This window comes from Halobacillus sp. AWH4_228 (assembly GCF_056158365.1).
The window spans coordinates 2579518-2603492 of sequence record NZ_JBSWTE010000001.1; the positions used below are offsets into that span (position 1 = coordinate 2579518).

Consider the following 23975-nt stretch of genomic DNA (forward strand, 5'->3'; position numbering starts at 1 on the left):
TGTATGTTCATTCATCCATTCCTAAGTAATGCGTCTCCAGCTCCTCTTCCTGTATACCATGGTTATGATAAAGCCGGTGAGCCCTGGCATTCGGCTTAGAACTCACCACTCTGTGCAGATGGTGATCAATATAGTGGGCGGCCGCATGATCATCAACGGCCAGTCCGGGCTTGATTTTCCCTTCGGACATTAATTTCTTATATGCCGGCCTCCGTTTCGGTTCGCCGTCATAATGCGGACAGTGGCTTCCCGAAAGAAAGCCCAGCCCTTGCAGCGGTTCCAGCTCCCCTCCGAAGGAATCCGTGACGCCTTCTTCAAACCAACAGATCGATCCGGCACTGACACCTGCAAGGATGACGCCCTGCTCCCACGCTTTCTTCAAGATCACATCCACTCCCCATTCTCTCCATAACGCCAGCATATTCCTCGTATTTCCACCGCCGACGAAGATGATATCCTTTTCCAGTAGAAAACTGTCCAGATCTCTTGTGGGTGGGTGAAATAATGAAAGGTGGGAAGGCTGACAGGCATAGTTTTCGAAAAAGTTGTAAAATCTGGCCGTGTAGCTGCCGGAATCTCCGCTGGCGGTCGGTATAAAACAGATGTGGGGCTTTGTTTTCGATGACTGTTCCAGCAGGTACGTATCCAACAGCGGATTTTCAGGATCCATCGAAAATCCTCCTCCACCTACAGCGATGATCTGTTTCATAAGCAGCACTCCTTTTCAACATTGATTTATGAGATAAAATATGTAAAAATATCCAGGAATACGAAGGTATTTCTATTACTCCTCATCAAAAGGGAGAGGTAAAATGATTGGATTCTTATACAATAGTACGTTGGCTGGATTATTCGGTTTAGGGATGTATCGGTTTATTCTTTTTGAAGGAACAGCATCCAAAGAGCATGCGCTTTCGTTTATCATTTCTGCCATCGTTATTCTGATCACAGCCCTTACAGGGAAGCGTTTCGCAGCCAAAGCATCTGAAAAAGCATCCAATGACTGGTTTTACGTGTCTCTTCTGTTTCCATTTCTATGGGGAATAGACGCTTTTCAAGCCATTCAATATGCGTATCCCTCATCGTTCATTGCCATTATCGGGTGTGGGCTTGCGACCTCTCTTCTGGTCTCCGCATGCTTATGGGATAGACCTGTACAAACAAACAGAAAAAAGATTGCCTCAGAGGCCGTCCAGGACTAAATGGAGATAATCCCCATGTCCTCTGATCAAATCCACTTCCTCTACGGACGAAATCCAGAAGAAGTGGAAGATCAGCCCTTTTTCTTCTTCTCCCCCGGACGGTTCGTGCAGCCAGCTGCCTTTCACCTCCGGGGTGTGGAGCTGATAAAAAAACCGCTTATGCGGCTTTCCGTCCTCATTCATCCACGTATCCACCGCCAGTAATTTTTCTACATAGACGGAATTGAGCCCTGTTTCCTCCACCATTTCCCTTACAACAGCATGAAGAGGATCTTCCCCCGGGTTCACAGTTCCTTTAGGAATTTGAATGCCGGCCTCAGGAACCGAATGTTGAAAAACAAGCACCTGGGGCTTTTCTTTATAAAAGCGGGTGATATATCCATAGACTTTCCATACAGGTTCCACGAGCACACCTCCTTTGTTACTGACCCGGGATGATTGTTCCTTGATGGAAATACAGCTGCCATCTGCCATGGATTTTCTTCCAGACTGAGCTCCTCCATGTGTTCCGCTTCCGCGTCGTATCCTTGACTTTATATGTACTCAGGACCGTATCCTCTGCCAGAATCTGAATCTCATAATGATGCATCGTCATTTCTGACAGAACGACCCCAAGATTCAGGCAGTCTTTTTTTGTATAGATGATTCCGGAACTGCCAATCTCCCAAAAATCATCTGCAAGGATCTGATCCAGTTTTTCAGCAGAAGACCTGACGTCCAGACTGATATGTGCTCCTTCTAATTCCCTGAGATGGTTTTTGAGATCTTTCATCTATCCTCCCCCTCTTCTGCTTACCGCCCCTTTATAAAGGTTAGTTCTACACATTTCCTTTTTTATCCTTTTTGTTCAGCATACCCTCCTGTTTATGGCCAGAAAAAAAGACCCCTTGAGGGCCTTTCTTTGATTGATTAAGAGTACCATCCACCGTGGCTGTGATGAACGCCGCCCCACGGATAATAATTTCCCTGGCCGTAATGGTACCCGTAGCCGGGTGCATAGCTGCTGTGTCCGTGCTCGAAACCGGATCCTCCATACGTTCCCTGCCCATGATGATACCCGTAGCCCGGGACATAGGTGCCATGTCCATGGTGATAGCCATACCCCGGGATATAAGTCCCATGTCCGTGATGGTATCCTCCGCCGGGTACGTAGGTGCCGTGTCCATGATGATAAATCCGTTCCACAACGATCGCCCCTTCCGTTTGCTTCAACCTTAGCCTATGCCGGGCGAGAAGGTGTGGTCTGGGCGTTATCCATAAAACAAACCACGCTGCCTCTTGACAGCGCGGCTTGTCTTTTATTTAGATTCATAAATCAAACGTATGGTTTTCCACCGTTTCCTTATACCAGTAGTAGCTGTCTTTCGGTGTCCGCTCAAACGTATCAAAATTGACGTGGATGATTCCGAAGCGCTTGTCATAGCCTTCCGCCCATTCAAAATTATCAAGAAGCGACCAGACGATGTACCCGGCAATCGGGACGCCGGCCTCAATGGCCCGGCTCAGCGATGTGAGGTGCTGTTTCAAGTATTCGATTCGTTCCTGATCATGCACCTTTCCATCCCCTTCTACGTCGTGGTTGTAGCAGGCCCCGTTTTCTGTGATGTACAGCTGCACGTCACCGTACGTTTCATGAAGATCCTTTAACGTTTTGTAGAAGCCTTCTGCATAGATCGGCCAGTCGATATCTGTGCGGCGGTCGTCCACGGGAATCTCCTCGACCTGGAACATGCCTCCGTCTTCCTTGTAGCGGCCGAGGCTTCCTGTGTAGTAGTTGATTCCCATAAGATCGATTGGCTGGGAGATGATATCGAGATCTCCTTCTTCCATACGCAGCACGGCATCCTGTTCAGCAAAGATGCTCTGCAGCGTCTCTGGGTATGTACCTTTGAACACAGGATCCATGAACCATTCCTTCTGCCACATCATCCCTCTGCGGCAGGCTTCCACATCTTTTTCATCCGGAGTAAAGGGCTCCAGCCAGCCAACATTCGGAGCATACCCGATCTCCCCGTCCGGCACAAAATTCCGGAACGATTGGACTGCTTTGCCATGAGCAAGCAGCAGGTGGTGGGAAACATCAACGGCGGCCTGCAGGCTTGTTTTTCCCGGCGCATGAATGCCGAGGTAGTTGGATAAAAAGGAGGCACACCACGGTTCATTGATGGTCAGCCACTTTTTCACCTGTCCACCGAACGCCTGAAACATTGCTTCGGCATAGGATAAGAACGCGTCTGTCGTGTCGCGGTTCTCCCATCCGCCCTTTTCCTGAAGCACCTGGGGAAGATCCCAATGATAAAGGGTGATCATCGGCTCGATCCCGTTTTCGATCAGATCATCAATCAGATGACGGTAATAGGCCACTCCTTCTTCGTTCAGATCTCCGGTCCCATCAGGAATGACCCGGGACCATGATATCGAAAAGCGGTAAAGATCGACACCAAGGCTTTTCAAATGCTGCACGTCTTCCTTGTACATATGATAACTGTTACAGGCCTCATCTCCATGATCCCCGTTTTTTACGTTGCCGGGGGTATGAGCAAAGACGTCCCAGATCGAAGGAGTCCTGCCTCCCTCCTTTGCTGCCCCTTCGATTTGGTAGGACGCGGTGGCCGCCCCCCACTTAAATTTTTCTGGAAATTGAATAGTTGTCATAAGCGATACCTCCAGTTTTTACCCGGAACGTTCAGCTTTCCTTCGTAGAAGCTCTGAGCACAAGCTCAGGGTCTACTTTCATATCCTGGATATCATGGTCATCCTTGATCAAATCCTCCAGCATATAAGCAGCCAGCTTTCCGAGCTTTTGTTTGTCCTGTTTGACTGTTGTGAGTGGTGGATCGCTGTACCGGCATGCTTCAATATCATCACAGCCGATCAGCTGGATATCCTCAGGAACGGATAATCCTTCTTCCTTGATCGCCTTCAACGCACCGAGTGCCATCATATCAGACGCTGCGAAGACAGCTTCCGGAAGACGATCGGCTTTCAGAATCTCCTTCATTCCTTCATAGCCGCTTTCTTCGAAAAAGTCCCCGTAATAGAGCCAGTCCTTTTCAATAGGAAGACCAAACTGATTCATCGCATCGATAAAACCGATGTTACGGATACTGGACACCAGCGAGTCCTGTTTTCCTCCGATATAGGCGATGGTACGGACCTGGTTCAAGTACAGGTGCTCCACCACTTTGGCTCCGATTTTCGCATTGTCGGTCATAATATAGCTGGATTGCGGACCTTCCAGTTTCAAATCAATGCCCACGCTTGGAATGTCACTTTGGGCAATGTCATGAACGGCCTCTTCAATTTCATCCCCTGCGATGATCAGACACCCGTCCACGTGGAAATGCTTGCACCTTTCCAAATACTTGCTTTCTCCCTGGTAAATCTTTTCATTCGAGAACAGCAGCAGGTCATACCCGAGCGATCCGACCGCTTTTTTGAACGAATTGACGACTTCATTGAAAAAAGGGTGGGTGAAATCAACATTGATTTTCCCCGCATAGATAAGTCCGATCAAATTCGATTTCTTCGTCGCCAGCGACTTTGCTGAAAACGTTGGCTGGTACTTCGTATCTTCAATGATTTTATAGACTTTCTTTCGTGTCGATTCACTGATGCCTCCATAATTGTTGATAATCTTGGAAACCGTGGCTGGAGACACTCCGGCCATCTTAGCTATGTCGCGTATTGTCAAATCCATATCTCTTTCTCTCCTTCAAAATCAGCCTCCATGTCATTACCATCTATTGTATCAACAATTTGGAGAAGCGGGACAGATTTACTTGATGGATCCTTCTGTGATACTTGAAATGAACCATTTGTTGAAAATCAGGAAAATGAGAATAAGTGGAACTGTCGCCCAGAAGACACCGCTCAACAGCATCCCGAAGTCCACACGGAAGGCATTGTTCAAGGAAGCAAGCGCCACCTGAAGCGTATAGGAAGCCGGATCACGCAGAACCGTAAACTGCCACAAAAATTCACCCCAGACGAGCGTGAACACGATGATGCCGAGCGTCGCAAAGGCGGGTTTGATGATTGGGAGCACGATGCTCCTGTAAATCCTGAAGTTGGAACAGCCGTCCAGCTTCGCCGCTTCCATCAACTCATCAGGAACCGATTCACTGATGTACTGCCGCATCAGGAAAATCCCGAGCGGGTTGAGTAAAAACAGCACGCCCGCCCCTAACAGCGTATCGAGCCATCCCAGCTGAGAAACCAGGTAAAACTGAGGAATCAAGCCGAGCTGCGGCGGAATCACCATCGTTAAGAGAATCAAAATGAAAAAGAAGTTCTTCCCCGGGAACTGAAATTTCGCAAAGGCAAAACCCGCCAGTGAACTGATAAACAGGACAGCCAAGGTCACCGCCGAGCACAGTACGATCGTATTCCACATCGCCTGGAAGAATGGTATCGTATCCAGCACTTTCATGAAGTTCTCCACCAGCTGATCACCAGGAAGCAGCGTCGGTGGAATGGAATTGTAGGCCGCACTTGGCTGTGTGGCCATTACAAACATCCAATAAAATGGAAAAATCGAGACGAGCGACGCAAACCCAAGGGCGATATAAACAGGGAGCGTTCCTTTTGCAGCACGTTTCATTTTATTCATTTGGTAAACGCCCTCCTCTTCTGCTTACGACCGAACCCGGACGTGAGCCACGTATTGATCGCGGCAGCCGCCACGATAATGATCAACAGAAGCACCGCCGTTGCGGACGCTGTTCCGAAAGATCCAAGGTTGAACGCATCACGGTACAGGTACATGACTACAGTCATCGCCTCATCCCTGTTGAAAGCGGAGGAACCGAGGAATACAGCCGGTTCAGCAAACAACTGAAGCGCCCCGACCGTCGACATGAATACCGTAAGGACGATAAACGGCTTCAACAATGGAATGGTGATGTGAAGAAACTGCTGGACTTTTCCAGCGCCGTCGATCGTTGCGGCTTCGTACAAATCCTTCGGTATGCTTTGAAGACCAGCTAAATAAATGATCGTATTGTAGCCGACCCATCTCCAGAAAACCATGAGGGAAATAGCAATTTTCGCTCCCCATTCCGACGTTTTCCAACTGACCGGATCAACACCGAACAAACCGATGACATAGTTGGCAAGCGCGGTTTCACTGCTGCTGAAAAACACACCGAATACTAATGCGACAGCTACCATCGATGTAATGTAAGGCATAAAGATGGTGACCCGGAAAAAATTCGTAAAGCGGATGACCGCCATATTAAGAAAATAAGCAAGAATAATGCCGACAACCAGCTGAGGAGCCGTTCCCATTAAACCGATGATGACTGTGTTATACAACGACTTCCAAAACAACGGATCCTGAAGGACGACAACGAAATTGCTGAACCCGACAAACTCCATGGCCCCGAGGCCGTTCCATTTCTGGAAGGCGAGAACGATGCTGAAAACAGCTGGATAGAGACCGATGATGGCAAATATGATGAAAAAGGGTGCGATATACAAATAACCGGACAGCATATCTTTCTTTTTCTCAGACATCGGTGTCTTCGCTGCGGCTTTGGATGCATGCTGACGCTTCTGTACACTCTCCACTTCTTTCCCTCCTTTATGTAGGAGGGCCGGATGTTCCCCACCCAGCCCCGTGACATTTTAGCGGTTCATAAGATCTTCGATTCGTTTGACAGCCCCTTCCCATTCCTCCTCTGGGTCGGCCCCTTCCTGCACATTGCGCAGAGCCGTCAACACTTCATTGTTTACCGTAACGTATTTCGGCCCTTTGTAGACTTCAGGTATTTCCTGAGCAGCCTCTGCGAAATAAGCCGCGGTATTCTGTCCACCGAAATACTCGTCGGAATTGTTCACGAACTCTTCCATTTCATACACTTCAGGAGCAGATGGGAATAAACCGCTTTCTGTGAAAGACTTCAACTGGTTTTCAGGAGAAAGCATCCACTGAGCAAAGGCATAGGCTTCTTCACTGTTTTTCGTTTCAGATGGAATGGCCACATAAGAACCGCCCCAGTTACCGGCAAAATCCGTTGGAAGTGTGGTCACTTTCCATTTCCCTTCGCCCTCCGGCGCATTTTCGGTCATGTAGCCTTTCAGCCAGGCGGGTGCCATTTCTACAGCAAACTCTCCTTTATTCAAGGCGTTGGCCCATTCCGGCGTCCACATTTCAAAAGATCCGACGACACCTTTCTCCTGGAGATCCACCGCATAATCGTAGGCTTCTTTCACTCCATTATCAGCTTCATTGATAAGAAGCTCTCCATCACGATTGAAATAGCTTACCTGCAGGGCATCCATATTGGCACGAAAAGCCATTTCCATGCTGTCGACCATCGGCTTGCCAGTTTCCTCCAAAACTGTCTCCGCAGCCTCTGAAAATTCATCCGGAGAGGAAATCATGGTGCTCACCTCATCTGGATCTGTCGGCAGGCCGGCTTCTTCAAACACATCGGTATGGAAATACATCGCTTTAGGTCCGATATCGGTTGGAAGACCAAAGAGGAAATCGCCTCCCCCGTTTTCTGCCATCTTCCATTTCCAATCTAAGTATTGATCCTGAATTTCATCCGCTCCTAACTCATACAAGTTTACGAAACGACCCTGCGCTTCGCGGTAACGGTCCAGCTGATCGACTTCTATCATTGTCAAATCCGGGGCGCCTGTTCCGGCAGAGATGGCTGTAAACAAACTGTCGTGGTGATCGCCAAGCTCAGAATTTTTAATGTTGACCGTAACATCCGGGTTTTCCTTTTCATATTCATCAGCAAGCGTCTCATAGTTCGTTGCTCCAAATACCCAGAAGTCCAGTGTCACTTTCCCTTCTCCAGATGCGGCTTCATCATCACTGCTGCAGGCAGAAAGAAACATAGATAAGACCAGTAACAGAACGAGTGTGAACCTCTTTTTCACATTGACCATCCCTTTCGTATCCATCAATTTAGTTGCTTCCCTCCGATTAACGAAACCGGTTTCGTTAATACCTAAAAAAAATCAATTGATTTGTAAGGTTAGCTTGATTATAACGACAAATGTATCCGTTTTCAATAAGATTTTTCTATTTTTTCGACAGTTTTATATAAATCAAGTAAACCGGTTTCGTTAACTGCGGGTTTCTTTTTCTACAAACAAGCTTTCAGAAAAAATGGCGCCCTCGCTTTAAGGACGCCGTCTTCGTGCTATCATTATTGAACCCTCGCCGCTCCCCGGGCAGCAAAGGATGCGGAATGTTTCTTCCTGTATACACTCAGCACCAGACCGAATAGAACCGCATGAAGAACCGTAGCATCCATCCCGTAGCTGAGGAACGGAAGCGGGAAGGAAGCGGTTGGCAGGACCCCTATCGACATAAGCAGGTGATAAAGGACTGGAACAGCATAGAACACCAGGCTCCCTCTTACCAGCAGCTGACCAAAGGGTTCCTTGATCTCCCTTGTCATCCAGAAGAGGCGGCCAATCACAAGAATCAGAAGGGTCAGGAGAATAAGGGCAGCGGCCCAGCCCACCTGATTCACTATTGAAAGAAAAACGAAATCGGTGTGACCGGAAGGCAGCGGCTCCGCTTGTGAACTCTCCCCTATCCATGCGGCATGACTGATGACTTCCTCCATCCGCAGATACATAGACCCGCCTCCACTTGAGAATTTCTCAGGGGATAAAAACGACAGCAGCCGATCCTTTTGATAGCTGGCAGCAACTGCAAAGAACCACCAGCCAGCATATACAGCTCCGATGATGGCTAACGAAACCAACGACCAGAGGATTTTTTTGTTCACCTGTTTACGAAGGAACAGGGCCGTAAAGAGCAGCGTATAAATGAACGCAGCATTCGGATCCGCAGCTCCCATGAAAAAATAAACGGGAAGCACATACAACACGATCCCCTTCCACACCTTCATCGGTCCGTTACTGCCGATAGCAGCAAGACCAACGAGAAGCAATGGAATGAAGTCAATGCTGGTCACATGAAAGGGGCCGACCTGCACACCCACGCTCCCCAGAATAAGCGTGGTCATCGACATCGGTCCCCACGTCAGAAACATGGCTCCTGCCAGACCCAGCCCGTAAAACAGCCACCCGAGCGGCCTTAGCTTCCTATAGTCAACAAACAGAAGGCCCCCGGCTGCCACGACACCGGCTGCCGTGAAGAAGACTTTCCCGTTGAATGAGTAGCCGTTTTCCCCGCTGAAGATCAGGGCCGTCAGAAAACCGCAGGCCATCAATGCAGCCAGAAGAAAGACCAGCCATCCGTCGATTTTTTCCTTGTACACGGCCTGGAAATGACGGCCGGTTTCCGGTGCACTCCCCATCCGGCGGACTGCTTCCGCCTCAGCCGCTTCCGGACTGAACCCCTTGTTCAGCAGGCTTTCTTTTTCCTGTTGGATATGGCTGTTCAACTCACAGGCAATCCTATTCCCGGTTTCTTTGTCTTTAATAAAGGACTGGACGGTTTGAAGGTAATCGCTTCGTGATCTCATATCTGTCCCGCCTCCACGAGCGTTCGCAGCACCTGCGGTTTGTCGGGGGAGGACTCATATTTCTTAAGCAGTTTCCTTCCCTTTTTCGTCAGTTGATAATATTTCTGCTCTTCTTCTCTCCACTCCGACTGGATGCACCGCTTCTGTTCAAGAATGTGAAGCGTCGTATACAGCGCACCTTGATCGCTTTCAAACGTTTTAATCCCTCTTGCCCGGATTTTACCAGCCAGCGTATAGCCTGTCTCTTCCTGTACGAGGAGCTGTAAAATAGACAGGCGGATTTGTTCCGGGCTACATTCCTGTTCGGCTATTTTCTCCATCACTTCATTTCGACGCGCCTGATCGAATGTCAATGGCTTGAATGATGTATGATCGAGTGCCTGCTTCAACTTTCTTAATCGGTTTTCCATCAAAGTGTCCCTCCCAGGCGTTGTTTAAGTAGAACTTTTGCGCGCTTCAATCGTGTCTTTAATGTATTTTCATTTTTCTTCAAAACATCGGCCATCTCTCTCGTCGATAAGTCCTCGTAGTAGTGAAGATAGATGACCTCCCTGTATTTCTCAGGCAGGTCCATCACCGCTGCGGCCAGTTCGTGATCGACATGGTTCTGGATGACCGTGTCTTCTGTACTGGAAGCATCTTTTGTCTGTTCCAGCTGTTCCTGCTCGGAGACGGTGACTTTCCGGTTATACCAGCTTTTTAGATGATCCTTACAGTGATTGATGGCGATCCGCCACAACCATGTTGTCAGTTTGGATGTGCCGTTGTATGTATGTAGGTGGTGATAGCCCTTCACGAAAATTTCCTGCGTTAAATCCTCCGCCAGTGCCGCATCCTTTACGTAGGAATAGACAAGGTGGAGGATGGCTGTTCCGTAGTTTTCCATCAGTTCCTGGATGATTGCTTCTCTGTTTTCATGTTCGATCGGTGTATTCATTGAGTGTTCCACATTGTCCCCTCCTGCCCCGTTAAACGATACAGGTCTGGAAATAGTTTTACAAAAAAGAAAAAAAGACAGCACGATGTGTGCTGTCTCAGGCTGAAAAGTCCGGTGCAGGCCGTTAAAGGTGGCTCCAACCCGGATTTCCTCACTGAAATACGAGGCTGTTTCTTTTTAGGAAGCGGTCATGGAACGTCAGAGGCACGCCTTCTCCATCTTTTTCTGCATGAATGTGAAGGTGCGGCTCCGTCGTATTTCCTGTGTTTCCCACTTCCCCTAAGAGATGACCCGCCTCAACCGCATCTCCCTCCTTGACATGAACTGTACCCGGTTTCATATGAGCGATATGAACATCCACGCCCTGACAGGAAAGAATGACATGATTTCCTGCCGGGTGCTGCTCCTTGTCCGGCTCCGCCTGCGGGAGAATATCTTCATATTCGTCCACCGCTGCTGTCACTTCACCTGAGCACGGACTGTACAGCGGCTCCCCATAAATTTCATAATCTTCCAATTTGGCAGGGGATATGCCGTCAGCACGGGCGGTAAGCGCATTGACTTTAAGAATGTCATAAGCATAAGCCTGTGTCTCGGATTCATAGTGATAGTTGATGGACGTACTGGCTCCCCCATGACCGAATGCATAGACCCCCTTCTTCATTGGAAATTCCATGTCGACAGCCTTGTCTTCTTCCGACAGGGCGTATCCCGCCAGTCCGGAGACCGCAATGGATCCAAAATAAAGGATAAGAAGAAAGCTGATGACCATGGAAAATCCAGCCCCTTTATTCTTCTTTTCCGATTTCTTAGGCAGCCTTCGCCAACGCCTGTAGACAAAAACACTTCCTACGAGAAAGCTGAGAGGCAGAAGCCAGCGCATATAGTGGGTAAAAATATGCCACGGCCCAATGATAAAAATAAATGCCATGAACATAAGAGCCGCAGACCATTCTATCAAGAGATATGTACGTTTCGAATACGCTGATTTCAATAAATGGACAAACAATAGTACGGGCAGCACGAGGTGGATAAAAGCCTGAAACCAGATCAACCAATCATTCCCTTCGCCAAATTAGAACGATGACGCTCTTTAATCATCTATACGTTCTGCAATGGAAAAAGTTTCATAGGTTTCAGGCTGTCCCTCTTCATGTACGTCTGCTTAAGTATTCACTGGCCCCCAGCACCGCAATAGCAAACACAGCAATCGTGATGACCAGCGCGCCCGGAACACCGGAGGATCCGAGGTAGAACAGAAGCAGGATAGCCCCGCCGATGCCAAAAGTAACAAACAGCAGCGTCAAAATAACCGAACGCCCATGTGTCAAGGACTTCCATTTCTTCCATCCGACCGCGGCCAGAATGAGCGCAGCAGCAAAAACAATGACAGCACCTGTCGTCATATGACTTCCCCCCTTTTGTAAAGGTATACCCGGAAGAGAAGTGTTCAATCGGGTAATTTCATATTTTTTACATTGACAAGAAGAATGACCCATGATTAAAATAGTATCCAACTGTTAATAAAAAGAACGGCTGAGAGAGAAATCAAGTAGCCGTCAGGATCCCTGTCCCAGAGAGCCGGTGCGTGGTGAAAACCGGCACACATCCTGACTGTGAATTTCACTTCTGGAGCTTTTTCCACCGTGGTGGGAAACAGTGGCGACTGTTATACGCACAAGTGATGAGTGTATGCTCATAACAAGGGTGGTACCGCGGTCCAACCGTCCCTACGTCATGTAGGGGCGGTTTTTTTATTTGTCAGCCCTTTGGCGCATAGATGCGTCAAAGTAAAAAAGAAGGTAAAGGAGCTTATGTCATTATGAAACAACAAGAGCAGTGGACATCCAAGATCGGATTTATATTAGCTGCCGCCGGTTCCGCCATCGGACTCGGCGCCATCTGGAAATTCCCTTATATCGCCGGCCAGAACGGAGGCGGAGCATTCTTTCTATTATTCATTATCTTTACATTGTTTCTCGGATTGCCCCTGCTGTTAGCAGAGTTCTCCATCGGACGCACCGCTCAGAAAAATGCTGTAGAATCCTACAAAACGATCTCACCAGGAACGAAATGGCATTGGATCGGCATCATGGGGATGATCACATCCTTCCTGCTTTTGTCGTTCTATAGTGTGATCGGCGGCTGGATCGTCGCTTATTTGTATAAAACACTCACCGGGCAGCTGGCGTCCGTGGATGCCTCCTCCTACGCAGAGATATTCGGAAGCACCATTTCCCATCCGTTCGGAAGTGTGCTTGTCCAGCTGATCTTCATGGTCATGACCGTTCTTGTGGTCTCCCGGGGTGTCCAGCAGGGCATTGAAAAAGCCAGTAAAATCATGATGCCTGCCTTGTTTGTATTGTTTATCCTGCTTGTCATCCGGGCCGTGTCTCTTGATGGCGCGATGGAAGGCATCACCTTCCTGTTGATGCCTGACTTTACCAAAGTAACCTCGCAGACGATTCTAGAGGCGATGGGGCAGTCCTTCTTCACCTTGAGTGTCGGAGTTTCCGTTATGGTAACGTACAGTTCATACCTGCCTAAAACAGAAAACCTGCCCCGCGCTGCCTTATCCATCGGTGGCATGAACATTTTCATCGTTCTGCTTGCGGGACTGGCCATTTTCCCCGCAGTGTTCGCATTTGACCTCCAGGCGGATGCCGGACCTGTCCTGTTGTTCCAGGTGCTTCCGACTGTATTCAGCCAGCTGCCGGGCGGCATGATTTTCTTTGCCGGCTTCCTGCTGTTGTTCTTGTTTGCGACGTTGACCTCGGCTTTCTCTATGCTTGAGATCATCGTATCCGTGCTCTCGAAGGGCGACAAGGCGAAGAGGAAAAAATGGGCGTGGATCATCGGCCTCGCCATCTTCGCTGTCGGGATCCCATCGACATTGTCCTACGGAGTCCTGGCAGACGCCACCCTGTTCGGACGGACGTTCTTTGACAACATGGATTATGTAGTCAGCAACATCCTGTTCCCGATCGGGTCGCTTTTGATCGCCTTGTATGTACCCAATAAAATGAAAAAGTCAGCGCTGTATGAAGAACTGCAAAGCGGCAGCCGGATGAAAAAAGGGTTGTTCCAAACATGGTTTATCCTGCTCCGCTATGTGGCGCCGCTTCTGATTATCATCGTCATGCTGGATGTGCTTGACGTATTTTAACCGTTAGACTTTGTTAAAGACTCTTACTAAAAAAGAGGAACCTCCACTTTTGGACGTTCCTCTTTTTTAAACACGGATAACACAAACTCCAGCCGTTTTTCTTTTCGAATATATGGAACTACTCCCGTGGGGCGAGTAACATGACCGCTACACCGACCATGCATATTCCTGCACCAATCCAATCATATAAATCAGGTGTTTTTTTATCTACGCCCCATCCCCATAAAACAGAGAGAATGATAAACACTCCCCCATATGCCGCATAAACTCTCCCGAAGGACGGAAAAGCTTGGAATGCAGCAATCACACCATACAACGCTAAAGCTGCACCTCCGCCCAATCCCCAATACAGCGGTTTACCTTCTCTCAGCCACAGCCAGATCAAATACCCTCCCCCTATCTCCGCTATACCTGCAAGGACAAAGAGTAAAATCGTATGTAGGATAATCGTAATCACTTCCTAAACTATCGAGTCTATGAACCTGTTTTTCCTTTTTATCAAGGGGTTCTCCCCATTTCCTTATAGGTATAGTATTCCATATTATTGTATGGGAGGCCATCCTTTGTGATCGTTCTGCCCCTTTACTAAAAGGTGGATACTCTATTGAAAAATCGCCGCTACCCTATTTTTGTTATTCCTCATATTCTATGGAAATCGTTGGCCGGTTCCAGTTGTTCTCTTAACTCTCTCCGAAGTTTCTCCACCTTCTTTAACTTCCTTAAAGTGAGCAATGAGAAAACACGAACAGCACTATATTTCACCATTATTCTGCTTCATCATCTTTTCCAGTAGAACCTTCCTTTCATCATTCAAAAGGATAGGTACACGACCTTACTAAAGAGGCGTGAAGAAATCTCCTCCTAAAGCAAGGGTTTCTTTACACATTAAAAAACATAAATTTCAATGGGGAGATTTGCCTGGATTTAACAATTATTTTATAATAAAAGTCATATGATGTCGAAACTATTCCGCTTATGTCCAACAAACCTCACAGGCCTGCTTATCTAGGTCCTGTAATGACGCTTTATCATTATTCTAAAGGTATGAGTGGTGGTTTATGGGACCATGCAATATAAATATCGACAACAGGAGGGTTTGATGAAAAGGAAAAGCCTGCTTATCATTTCAGCGCTCATTTTGGTTATTAGTTTCATTGGCGCTTCCACCATCTTCTCCCAACCGAACGAAGAAGACACGGAAAAACGTGTGTCATCCAATATGAGAACGCTCAACAAACCAACGAACAAGACCGATGTGACGGAAGTTTCACTCGCTGCTGTGGGGGATCTGTTAATCCATAAAGAAGTATACAATGATGCGAAGACTTCTTCAGGCTATGATTTTAATCCGATGTTTCAAGAGGTCTCCCCCTATCTTTCCAATGCCGACATTACCTTTGCAAATTCAGAGAGCATCATGGGCGGTGCGGCCATCGGCGTATCCACCTACCCTTCATTCAACACCCCCTTTGAATTAGGGGATGCGTTAAAAGCGAACGGCATTGATATTATTTCCATGAGCAACAATCATACGCTGGACCGGGGAGTCCCTGCGATTGAAAACGCGATTAATCAATGGGATTCACTGGGAATTAAAAAGGTGGGTGCCTACTTGTCACCGGAGGAAAGAGATAGGATCACAACGATCAAAAAGAATGACATCACTTTCTCCTTTCTGGCTTACACCTATGGAACAAATGGAATCCCGACCCCTGATGGAAAACCATACCTGGTGAACAGGATTGATAAAGATCTGATTGCCTCTGACATTGAGAAGGCCGCCGGAGAATCTGATGTCGTCGTCATGAGTTTACATTTCGGCAATGAATATGAAAGAAACCCGAGTACAGATCAGAAGGAATTGGCAGCCTTTGCAGCCGAACAAGGAGCAGATATTATACTCGGGCATCACCCGCACGTGCTGCAGCCACCGGAATGGATTGAAAATACAGATGGGTCTCAGAGTCTCGTTTTTTATTCTCTCGGTAATTTTCTCTCCGGCCAGGAGGAAAAATACCGGCGGATGGGTGGCATAGCGGGAGTGACTGTGCAGAAAGTGAAAGGTATAGAGGGAACATCCATCGATATAAAGGAACCACGGTTTAAACTTACGTATGTAGACTTTGAAAATGATCAGGATTTCAAGATTCTCCCTATGAAGGAATTTGACCAAGACATGTTCGAGGAACTATCCAAACACATGAAAACATCCATCCATGATCTATCGGTAAACTAAGCAAAAAAACGCACGCTCTTCCTAAGAGCGTGCGTTTTTTGCTACTGAAAAGGACACCATCGATTCAAAGGATTCGTTTCCTTAAAAACTCGCAGCTCGTCCTTTGGCATCAATAACACCAACCTGCTCTTATGCTTAAGAGTTTTTTGGTCAACTTCTCCATGACTTCTTCTAAATACAATAATTAGATTATCGGAATAACAAGTAGCAGCCGCCTAAAAAAACGATGAATAGGATGCTTAAGAAAATACTTTTTATGATGCGTCTTTCTTTAGTTTTAGGAATGAATGTCCTTTCAACGTATCTCCAGAACCCACCGATGAAAAGCAGGCTCAACAATACCAGCATGTTACCTGTAGAGTCATCTATCCAAATCATTCTGAAACCGGTGAGAACCAAGAACAAAATCCCTATATAACCAATGGTCAAATAAAAATGCATTTGTTTCTTTTCTTCGGACAAGGTATGCCCCCTAGTTATCTGACATTCAATCATAGCAAAATGAACATTATAAATTTTTCCACATGAAATTTTCTTCTATGTATTTTGCATAATAATCTGCTCTAGCCAAGATCTTTTTGATAATAATTCCCCGGCACCTTTTTTCTTCTTCAAATTAGTCCTGCAATATATAGGGAGAAAGAGTCAATTGCAAAGAAGAAATTTAACCTAAAGCAGCAGTTACCAAAGTTGCAAAGATTGAATAATAAACATATTTATTACTCAACTGAAGAACCTCCTGATATTAATTACGAACAGCATACTTGTAAGTTTCAACAATCATCCAATTTTACCTATTACTTTAAAACTGGGTCTTCCCCAAACCTGACCGGAGCATTAAAAAGGAGACCGTTCTTCTTGGAAAGAACCGCCTCCTTTGTATAAAAAACCTGATATCAAGGTAATTACCGATGATTAATCCCTTACCTCTGTTCAAAACACTATATGTTTAAAACATCCAATATTTTAGTAATAATGAAGTGAACGATCTATATTTATGCAGCATTCTATCCTATTTTTTTCACAGAATTGACCTACTATTAATCTTAACTGGTAAATTTTATGTTTTGTCGTCTTAAATGAATGGAATAAAAAAATGACACTCCTAGAAGCTTATAACCCATAGATCCCTATTTAACTTTAAGGAGGATTGTATGTGTCATCCCTAATGAAAACCATAGCTTTATTATCACTCATCGTTGTGCTCGGAGCCTGCCAACCAAATAATCAAAACTCAACGAATACCGAAAACATAACAAAAAATGAACAAGCGTATGAAGAAAATGAAAAGAACTCAATAACTCCAGACAATGTTAAAGTTTCATTGTCCCAAAATGAGCAGAACATTACCTCTGAATCAGTTCTAAACTGTTTCTCATCAAACAAATGCTCTGAAGAAACTGTAAAGCGAGAATTAAATAATGTTCATTTAAATGAAATGACTGAAAATGTAAGGATCACTCCTGTTAAAGAAGATGAAGAAATCATCGTTAACATTGACGGCCCACAACCCCAAAAAATAAGTTATATAACAAAAACGCTAAAGAACGATACTGCATCTATTTCGGATGAGGTTGTCGATGGTCATTCATTCGTAATTAGCAGTCAGGGGGAGTACAGTATTCTTTTAACAGCACAATGGGAAGATGAAAATGGAAAGTTTGAAGGCAGTGTTTCCAAAGCTGCTAAATTAAATGTTAAGTAGATCGTTGTTTACAAGATTAAAAAGAACAATATTATCAATCATCTTTTATCCTGCAGGACCTCTGACTTCTTGAATCTATCTTTGCCATGCAAGCCCGAGCTAAAGGCCCCCCTTTTATGAGGTGGGGTTTTCATGCACATTTAATTCATAAGTGATGAGGTTTTTGTTATGAACAGGTAAAATATGATGGCTTCAACAGGAACCAAAATCAACACATTCTTTAATGTATGATATTTAAGCTGCACCAAATAACCTATACCCCAAACTACCGTTACCAGTATTGGAATTAAAATTACTGCAGCATTTTCTTCAAGAGCAAATGCTGCAACAGCCCAGGCTAAGAAAACGCTAAAACCTACAGCCAATACGCCTATAATTATATTTATCATATGTATGTATTTATTCGCCATTACAGCCCTCCTACCTTCCAAATGTAACAATTTAATGATTTTAATCATTCTACCTCAAACAGATGTTAACAATGAACGAATGCCAGGGGCAATTTCCCACGCTATGGACAAAGCAGTCAAATTCCCTGTCAGGGCCATCGCCGCCGGCACTTTTATCAAAGATATCGTCTGATCTACATCAGCCACAGCGCTTTCCCTTCTTCTATTGTAAAAGAGAAGTACGTCACAAAAAACTGCTGCAGACTCTCATCCGAAGTCCCCTCCACCCATTCACGATAGATATCCAGTAATGTATGGACACTTCCTCCGCAGTACTTTTCTACGAGCTCGGAAACGACGTGGGTACTTCTCCAATAATCATAAAAAGCGGCGGATAGCGCTTCACTGCTTCCTCCCCGGTATCCCGCCGCACCAAATTGACCAAGTGGATATGTTCCGTATTCTTCCTTATATTTGTCGATCAATAAGCGTTCGGCCTCCATGATGGTCTGGCACCGGTCTTTACTCAAGATCAGTGTTCTTGGTATGTAAAAGCAGAGTCCCTCTTCAAACCACATATCCCGGGCATCTTCTTCCTCCCATGTTTCAAACTCAGAATGAAAAACATCGGCGTGGTGAGTAAGTTCATGAGCGGCAATTACAGCCACATCTTTTACGGTCAGGCTGTCATAATACCTCTCCGCTTCCGGTACTCCTGCTGCACTTGGTCTATACAACTCTTTCCACGTCTCTACCACAGGATGAAGGTGAATCAGATCCCTGGAGGTATACGCCGGAAGTGGAATGGTCGAATAAAGTTCTGTTGCTGATGGAACATCATGAAAAACGATGCCCCGCGGTGATTCATACGAGGAAATTGTCCTGAGCTGTTCAGAAAACCTTTCAAGCTCTTCCAGCATCAGCTTCCCGCTTTTTTCGATGGATTGTACATGGGATGTGTCGGTTACAGATACGGCGTATTTCATCGAATCCCCTTTCTCTTTTAAAACCGGAGTGACCCTCTGAATCCGCGGGCGGCATAGTAGGATTCCGCCCCATTATGATAGGTGAATACACGCCCGTAGCGGAAATCACAGAAAATCGCCCCGCCTTTGGAGCGGACGTCATCCGGCGTTTTTACCCAGCTGGATGTTTTCGTATCATACTCTCCCGTTTCCTGAAGAAAACGGTATTCCTGTTCAGAAAGCATTTCGATGCCGATGTCCCCGGCCAGGTCCACTGCTGATGTTTCCGGTTTGTATTTCTTTCTCGCTTCCAGCGCCTTCCGATCATAGCAGACGCTCCTCCGTCCTTTTGGACTTTCCTTCACACAGTCAAAAAAGACAAGCTCATCTTTCTCTTCATCGTAAAAAACCACATCCGGCTCACCGCCCGTCTCTTCCATACGATAAAGCACAGCGTTTTTTTCAGAGTGAGTGTTCAGCTTTCTTTCTACAACAGCCCACTGAATTCCCTGATGACGTTCCGGGTGCTTGTCAAAACGCTGCTTCAATGAAGATCGAAGTTGATCGCTTTCCTCTTGAGATAAAAGCTTTTCCTTAGACATGCTTTTTCCTCCTTTAACGTTTCTTTGTTCCGATCCTATCGCAGTCCAAAATTCAGTGCTCCCCTTTTCCCAAATAGGAGGCCGGGTGATCAGGACAGACGAAGACACGGAAGGATCCTTTATCCATCCTGATGATCACTTTCCGCAATCTTTTTCAACTGTTTCCCAATAAACTGCAGGTTGCGGGCAATGACAATAAGAACGATAGCGATGAATGCTAAAGCAATGGTAATCAAGCATGAGCCTCCTTTTAATACTTTCCAATAAATTCTTGGAACTGAATGCTAAAACCGTTTAATAAAACGATCCCTGTAACCAGACATCCGATGTGAATGATCCGTTGAAACGTATTTTCTTCTTTTACCTTCCGAATGGTAACGAGCGAAAACAAGTTCAGCAGCACACCAAATAAAAGAGCGAAATCGATGACACCCCTCTCCTTATCTTTGGATGTTGTCTAACATATAAGCTTGTTCCATTCATTCTAGGATTTTCATAATAAATCGTTTCATTGTTTTTACTCACCATTCCTCCGTATACAGGTAAATCTCTCCTGCCCTTGATCTTCCGAGTACTGACAGAAAGATAAGGAACTCGTGCATCTGACTCCCACTCAACGCTGGGAAAATGTACGCTTGCAGAAACGGATCGGAATGGCCTTAAATGGCATCGTTCAGCCGTCTTGGTTCACAAACCTTTTTAAAATGGTCGTGAGCTGGATCTGGTCTTTTTCCATGCTTCCTTGTTTACCCTATATCCTTTCTCTTCTTACGCTCCTCTTCGACAAAGATTCAAAATCACCTTCCTGATTCCAAGAAAGTATGAAAGTTAGAAAGTATCATATTTCACGTGGTCTGACACAGTTCGATTATTCAACTTAAATATGGGGAATGTAAATTTCCTGATTCTACGGGGAGTTGTGTATTAAAAGTAAACATCCATACCAATAACAGCTGATAAGAACTATGGCAATAAAAAAGCAGTTATTCAAAACGAATAACTGCTTTTTTACGAACCTATGAAATAAATCCACCCGACACGTCCTTCACGTTGTGCACAACAATAAAGGCGTCTGGATCGGTTTCTTTTACAACCCGCTTCAACTTAAGAAGACGGTGGGTATGAACGATAATGTACAGCACCCGGCGCTCCTCCTTGGAATATTCACCTGTTCCATAGAACAGCGTCGCACTGGAAGCAAGCTCCGTCGTAATCCGTTGAGAAATTTCCTCTGTCTTTGGAGAAATGATATTGATGGCTTTTTTCGAGTCAAAGCCACCGAGCACAAAGTCTGTCACGATTTTTCCGACGTACAAGGTGATCAGCGTGTACATGGTGGAGATGGGACCGATGATAAAGATACCTGCAACAACGACCATCGCATCAAGCGCGAACGTCACTCCGGTCAAATCCCACCCGAGCTGATGGTTGAGCATCCGGGCGATAATAGAGGTCCCTCCGACCGAACTGCCGGCCTGATAAATGAAGCCGAAACCGATTCCGGTAATAACCCCGGCAAAAATGGCGGCAAGCAGCGCATCTTCGATCGGATACGCCCAGATGTGTTCGAAAAACCATAGAAAAAAGGAAAATAAGGCCACATTAAAAACGGTTTTGATTACCATCGGCTTCGGAAGATACCTTATGCCGACACCGAGAAGGGCGACGAATATGATTGGTGTCGTAATTCCGGGGGAGATTCCGGTGCCGTAGTAAATCAAAAGAGAAGCACCGACAATACCGCCCTCAGCGATGGAGTTCGGCATCGCCAGCTGCGTCACTGCCAACGCAAATAAAAGAGATCCAATAATAATGTACAGGGTGTTTTTCATAGATTTTCCTCCCATCTCCAACAAAAATGTCATCCACCTTTTCTAGCAGCTTCTTCTATGAGAAGCGAATAGAAAAGGCAGGTTTGTAAATGATTCACTTCAAGATCCATAGATAAACCTGTTTTTCAGCTGAGGAACAAAGGCTCAGCCGTCATTTTTTCAATACGAATTCTTCTTTGTTTTCTCCCCATTCGACGGTCACTCGGATGGTCTGATCACTGGTGAACACGGAAGAGTTACTGCCGGAATGGTGTGTGAATGTTCTGCTTTCCGGGGTATTCTCGAAGTTGATTTCTCCACGCCCTTTAGACGTGATCATTTCATACTCGTATTCTAAATAACCAGCTTCCCCCAGCTGCTCAACATCTCCGTTGAATATCAAAGCAAAATCTTCAGTCGTTTCCTTCTCCGTCACATTCACTTCCATTTCTCCATGCCAATGTTCACTATCTCCTTCATAAATATAGCGTTCCTGATTGGAACAGCTGCTCAGAATGAGTAAACCGAGAAGGGCCGTCATGACCCATCCCTTCTTTTTCATAACACCCCTTCTTTCTATATAGTTTGCAGAGGATGCGATGTCTGCAAAAGATGAAACCCAGGTTATGATAATTATTTCAGAATCCCTCACAATCCTCAATATCCTCTCTGTAAAAAAGAAAAAAAGCTGAAGACACGTCCTTCTTCAGCTTTTCGTGCGTGTTCAGTGTGAACTGACGGGGATATGCTTCTGCTGGGTCGTATCAAACAATCCTTTCGTTGTCAGCTTTAACTCCGGTATGACGGGGAGGGTTAAGAACGATAAGGTCAAAAACGGATGGATATCGACATCATTCTTTAACACGCGTTCCAACGCAACATCGATTTTTTTCAAACCGTCATAAAGCGCTGGTGCGTCCTGCTTGGACATCAGTCCGGCAATTTCAAGCTCCACGGAAGCCAGAACCTTCCCGTTTTGAACGACGGCGAGACCTCCACCAATGGCGTGGAGATGATGGATCGCAGTCAGGATATCCTTGTCACTCGTTCCTGCCGCGACCAGGTTATGAGAGTCGTGAGCGACTGTCGATGCGATGGCCCCATTGTTCATTTTCAGCCCTTTTACGATTCCAAGACCTGTATCTCCCGTGTTCTGATGACGCTCGACCACGACGAGTTTGCTTTGATCACGTTCCTGTGAAGGGACAAACAGCCCGTTTTCGACATCCACACGTTCGATTCGTTTATGTGTCAGCAGCCGGTTGGGGATGACTTCGATGACCGCACCTTGCTTGTGAAAGACAGGGATATCAAGGGAGCCTTCTTTCATTTCAGGAATACGAACGGTGTCACAGACCGATGGAACGACAGGGTCAGCTTCACGCGGATCACCGGCATAGGCCCCTGCCTCCGCCACCTTCACTCCTGCTTTATAGACCGTTTGAACCTTTATGTTCTCTAAATCCTCAAAGAAAACAAGGTCCGCCTCATATCCCGGGGCGACTGCTCCCTTCTCTTTCAGGCCGTAGCATTCCGCGGCGTTGATTGTCGCCATCTGCACGGCCTGAATCGGGTCGATCCCATGTTTTATGCTCAACCGGACGTTATCATCGATGCTGCCTTCCTCCATCAATTCGTCAAGACCTTTATCATCCGTACAGAAAAGGAACCTGTGCGCATTGCGCTCGTTTACGACAGGAACAATAGATGAAAGATCCTTGGAGGCCGATCCCTGCCGGATGAGGACATGCATGCCCCGTTCAATCCGCTCCAGGGCTTCTTCGCCTGTATTGCATTCATGATCCGTCGTGATGCCGGCGGCCTTATAAATGTTCAGGGCCCTCTCATCAAATCCTGCACCATGGCCGTCAATCGGAACACCGAGACGGGAAGCGGTAAGCAGCTTGTCCATCATATCCTCTGCTCCTGATGCGACAGCCGGGAAGTCCATGACTTCAGCGAGTCCGAGCACCTGCTTATGTTTATAAAAGCCCTCGAGGTCATCAGCTGTAAGATACGCTCCGTTCTGTTCAAGGCTTGCAGCGGGCACACAGGACGGCAGCATAAAATAAACATCCAACAGGCAGTCTGCGGCATCATCCATCATGAACTGGATCCCTTCTTTTCCACAGACGTTGGCGATTTCATGAGGATCCGTCACCACAGACGTCACACCACAGGAAAGAGCGACTTTGGCAAATTCACTCGGTCTCACCATGGACGATTCCATATGAACGTGTCCGTCGATGAAGCCGGGCGCGACGTACATTCCAGCGGCATCCACGATTTCTGCAGCCGAACCATAGCAACCCTGACCGACAATGAGACCATCCACGATGGCGACGTCCTTTTGCACCACCCGCTGGTTAAAGACGTCGATCACCCGGCCATTCTTGATGACCATGTCAGCGGAGCGTTTTCCGGCTGACACCTCTATACGTTTTCGTAACTGCTCTTTGTGTTGATCCATGCTTCTGCCCCTTTCTTCGAACGAGATAAG

26 protein-coding genes and 1 other annotated feature are annotated in these 23975 nt (G+C 46.5%); of the genes, 4 read left to right on the forward strand and 22 right to left on the reverse strand.

All coding sequences use genetic code 11. From position 1 onward, the window contains the following. Positions 1–7: 7 nt before the first annotated feature. Entirely contained in the window at positions 8–709 is a 702-nt protein-coding gene (locus ACXADP_RS13215; protein ID WP_474971646.1) for a Type 1 glutamine amidotransferase-like domain-containing protein, read from the reverse strand. Between the two features lie 103 nt (positions 710–812). Here ACXADP_RS13215 and ACXADP_RS13220 point away from each other — a divergent pair, with 103 nt between their 5' ends. Continuing rightward, positions 813–1202, forward strand: coding sequence for a hypothetical protein (locus ACXADP_RS13220; RefSeq protein WP_474971647.1), 390 nt, complete (start codon positions 813–815; stop codon positions 1200–1202). Here the strand turns inward: ACXADP_RS13220 and ACXADP_RS13225 are convergent. The 13 genes from ACXADP_RS13225 to ACXADP_RS13285 all read right to left on the reverse strand — a co-directional run bounded on the left by ACXADP_RS13225 (position 1182) and on the right by ACXADP_RS13285 (position 12007). After that, a complete protein-coding gene (locus ACXADP_RS13225; RefSeq protein WP_474971648.1) occupies positions 1182–1607 on the reverse strand; it encodes an NUDIX hydrolase in 426 nt (141 codons plus the stop codon). The genes ACXADP_RS13220 and ACXADP_RS13225 overlap by 21 nt on opposite strands. Positions 1608–1623: 16 nt before the next feature. Beyond that, positions 1624–1974, reverse strand: coding sequence for a nuclear transport factor 2 family protein (locus tag ACXADP_RS13230; RefSeq protein ID WP_474971649.1), 351 nt, complete (start codon positions 1972–1974; stop codon positions 1624–1626). A gap of 137 nt (positions 1975–2111) precedes the next feature. Then, on the reverse strand, positions 2112–2387 hold the full coding sequence (locus ACXADP_RS13235; protein ID WP_474971650.1) for a hypothetical protein: 276 nt from the start codon (positions 2385–2387) through the stop codon (positions 2112–2114). A 123-nt stretch (positions 2388–2510) separates the two neighbouring features. Next, on the reverse strand, positions 2511–3857 hold the full coding sequence (locus ACXADP_RS13240) for a GH1 family beta-glucosidase (protein WP_474971651.1): 1347 nt from the start codon (positions 3855–3857) through the stop codon (positions 2511–2513). Positions 3858–3888: 31 nt separating this feature from the next. Further along, positions 3889–4902 (reverse strand): LacI family DNA-binding transcriptional regulator, encoded by a 1014-nt coding sequence (locus tag ACXADP_RS13245; protein ID WP_474968181.1) that lies wholly within the window; start codon positions 4900–4902, stop codon positions 3889–3891. Between the two features lie 78 nt (positions 4903–4980). After that, a complete protein-coding gene (locus tag ACXADP_RS13250; protein ID WP_474971652.1) occupies positions 4981–5814 on the reverse strand; it encodes a carbohydrate ABC transporter permease in 834 nt (277 codons plus the stop codon). Beyond that, positions 5811–6719: a carbohydrate ABC transporter permease gene (locus ACXADP_RS13255; protein WP_160836443.1), complete on the reverse strand. Its 909-nt coding sequence runs from the start codon at positions 6717–6719 to the stop codon at positions 5811–5813. Before ACXADP_RS13255 ends, ACXADP_RS13250 begins: the two co-directional genes overlap by 4 nt. A 111-nt stretch (positions 6720–6830) precedes the next feature. Continuing rightward, a complete protein-coding gene (locus tag ACXADP_RS13260; protein WP_474972317.1) occupies positions 6831–8108 on the reverse strand; it encodes an ABC transporter substrate-binding protein in 1278 nt (425 codons plus the stop codon). A gap of 263 nt (positions 8109–8371) precedes the next feature. Next, positions 8372–9664: an FtsW/RodA/SpoVE family cell cycle protein gene (locus ACXADP_RS13265; RefSeq protein ID WP_474971653.1), complete on the reverse strand. Its 1293-nt coding sequence runs from the start codon at positions 9662–9664 to the stop codon at positions 8372–8374. Then, positions 9661–10074, reverse strand: a complete 414-nt coding sequence (locus ACXADP_RS13270; protein ID WP_474968178.1) for a PadR family transcriptional regulator — start codon at positions 10072–10074, stop codon at positions 9661–9663. The genes ACXADP_RS13265 and ACXADP_RS13270 overlap by 4 nt, the downstream gene beginning before the upstream one ends. After that, complete coding sequence (locus tag ACXADP_RS13275) at positions 10074–10613, reverse strand: sigma-70 family RNA polymerase sigma factor (RefSeq protein WP_474968177.1); 540 nt, start codon at positions 10611–10613, stop codon at positions 10074–10076. The genes ACXADP_RS13270 and ACXADP_RS13275 overlap by 1 nt, the downstream gene beginning before the upstream one ends. Positions 10614–10752: 139 nt before the next feature. Beyond that, the gene (locus ACXADP_RS13280) at positions 10753–11655 is read right to left on the reverse strand and encodes a M23 family metallopeptidase (RefSeq protein WP_474971654.1); all 903 of its coding nucleotides are present in this window, start codon (positions 11653–11655) and stop codon (positions 10753–10755) included. A gap of 97 nt (positions 11656–11752) precedes the next feature. Further along, on the reverse strand, positions 11753–12007 hold the full coding sequence (locus tag ACXADP_RS13285) for a hypothetical protein (RefSeq protein ID WP_474968175.1): 255 nt from the start codon (positions 12005–12007) through the stop codon (positions 11753–11755). Positions 12008–12130: 123 nt separating this feature from the next. Continuing rightward, positions 12131–12336, forward strand: a binding site (T-box leader). Between the two features lie 87 nt (positions 12337–12423). On the opposite strand from ACXADP_RS13285, the gene ACXADP_RS13290 reads away from it, so the two are divergent. Next, positions 12424–13767, forward strand: coding sequence for a sodium-dependent transporter (locus tag ACXADP_RS13290; RefSeq protein ID WP_474971655.1), 1344 nt, complete (start codon positions 12424–12426; stop codon positions 13765–13767). A gap of 118 nt (positions 13768–13885) precedes the next feature. Here ACXADP_RS13290 and ACXADP_RS13295 read toward each other — a convergent pair whose 3' ends face one another. After that, positions 13886–14212, reverse strand: a complete 327-nt coding sequence (locus ACXADP_RS13295) for a YnfA family protein (protein WP_027953838.1) — start codon at positions 14210–14212, stop codon at positions 13886–13888. A 654-nt stretch (positions 14213–14866) separates the two neighbouring features. Here ACXADP_RS13295 and ACXADP_RS13300 point away from each other — a divergent pair. Together ACXADP_RS13300 and ACXADP_RS13305 are read left to right on the forward strand one after the other, a co-directional pair. Next, a complete protein-coding gene (locus ACXADP_RS13300) occupies positions 14867–16003 on the forward strand; it encodes a CapA family protein (protein WP_474968174.1) in 1137 nt (378 codons plus the stop codon). Between the two features lie 1156 nt (positions 16004–17159). Beyond that, complete coding sequence (locus tag ACXADP_RS13305; protein WP_474968173.1) at positions 17160–17708, forward strand: hypothetical protein; 549 nt, start codon at positions 17160–17162, stop codon at positions 17706–17708. 140 nt (positions 17709–17848) lie between these two features. Here the strand turns inward: ACXADP_RS13305 and ACXADP_RS13310 are convergent, their stop codons facing one another. The 7 genes from ACXADP_RS13310 to ade all read right to left on the reverse strand — a co-directional run bounded on the left by ACXADP_RS13310 (position 17849) and on the right by ade (position 23945). Further along, on the reverse strand, positions 17849–18118 hold the full coding sequence (locus ACXADP_RS13310; RefSeq protein ID WP_474971656.1) for a hypothetical protein: 270 nt from the start codon (positions 18116–18118) through the stop codon (positions 17849–17851). Between the two features lie 54 nt (positions 18119–18172). After that, positions 18173–18304, reverse strand: coding sequence for a hypothetical protein (locus ACXADP_RS13315; protein ID WP_474968171.1), 132 nt, complete (start codon positions 18302–18304; stop codon positions 18173–18175). After that, positions 18292–19083 carry a hypothetical protein gene (locus ACXADP_RS13320; RefSeq protein ID WP_474971657.1) on the reverse strand — a complete coding sequence of 264 codons (792 nt, stop codon included), beginning with the start codon at positions 19081–19083 and terminating at the stop codon, positions 18292–18294. Before ACXADP_RS13320 ends, ACXADP_RS13315 begins: the two co-directional genes overlap by 13 nt. A gap of 17 nt (positions 19084–19100) precedes the next feature. Further along, positions 19101–19664 carry a DUF4256 domain-containing protein gene (locus tag ACXADP_RS13325; RefSeq protein WP_474971658.1) on the reverse strand — a complete coding sequence of 188 codons (564 nt, stop codon included), beginning with the start codon at positions 19662–19664 and terminating at the stop codon, positions 19101–19103. 1016 nt (positions 19665–20680) lie between these two features. After that, a complete protein-coding gene (locus ACXADP_RS13330) occupies positions 20681–21496 on the reverse strand; it encodes a YitT family protein (RefSeq protein WP_474968167.1) in 816 nt (271 codons plus the stop codon). A gap of 151 nt (positions 21497–21647) precedes the next feature. After that, entirely contained in the window at positions 21648–22037 is a 390-nt protein-coding gene (locus tag ACXADP_RS13335) for a hypothetical protein (protein WP_474971659.1), read from the reverse strand. A gap of 162 nt (positions 22038–22199) precedes the next feature. After that, positions 22200–23945: an adenine deaminase gene (ade, locus tag ACXADP_RS13340; RefSeq protein WP_474971660.1), complete on the reverse strand. Its 1746-nt coding sequence runs from the start codon at positions 23943–23945 to the stop codon at positions 22200–22202. Positions 23946–23975 lie beyond the last annotated feature (30 nt).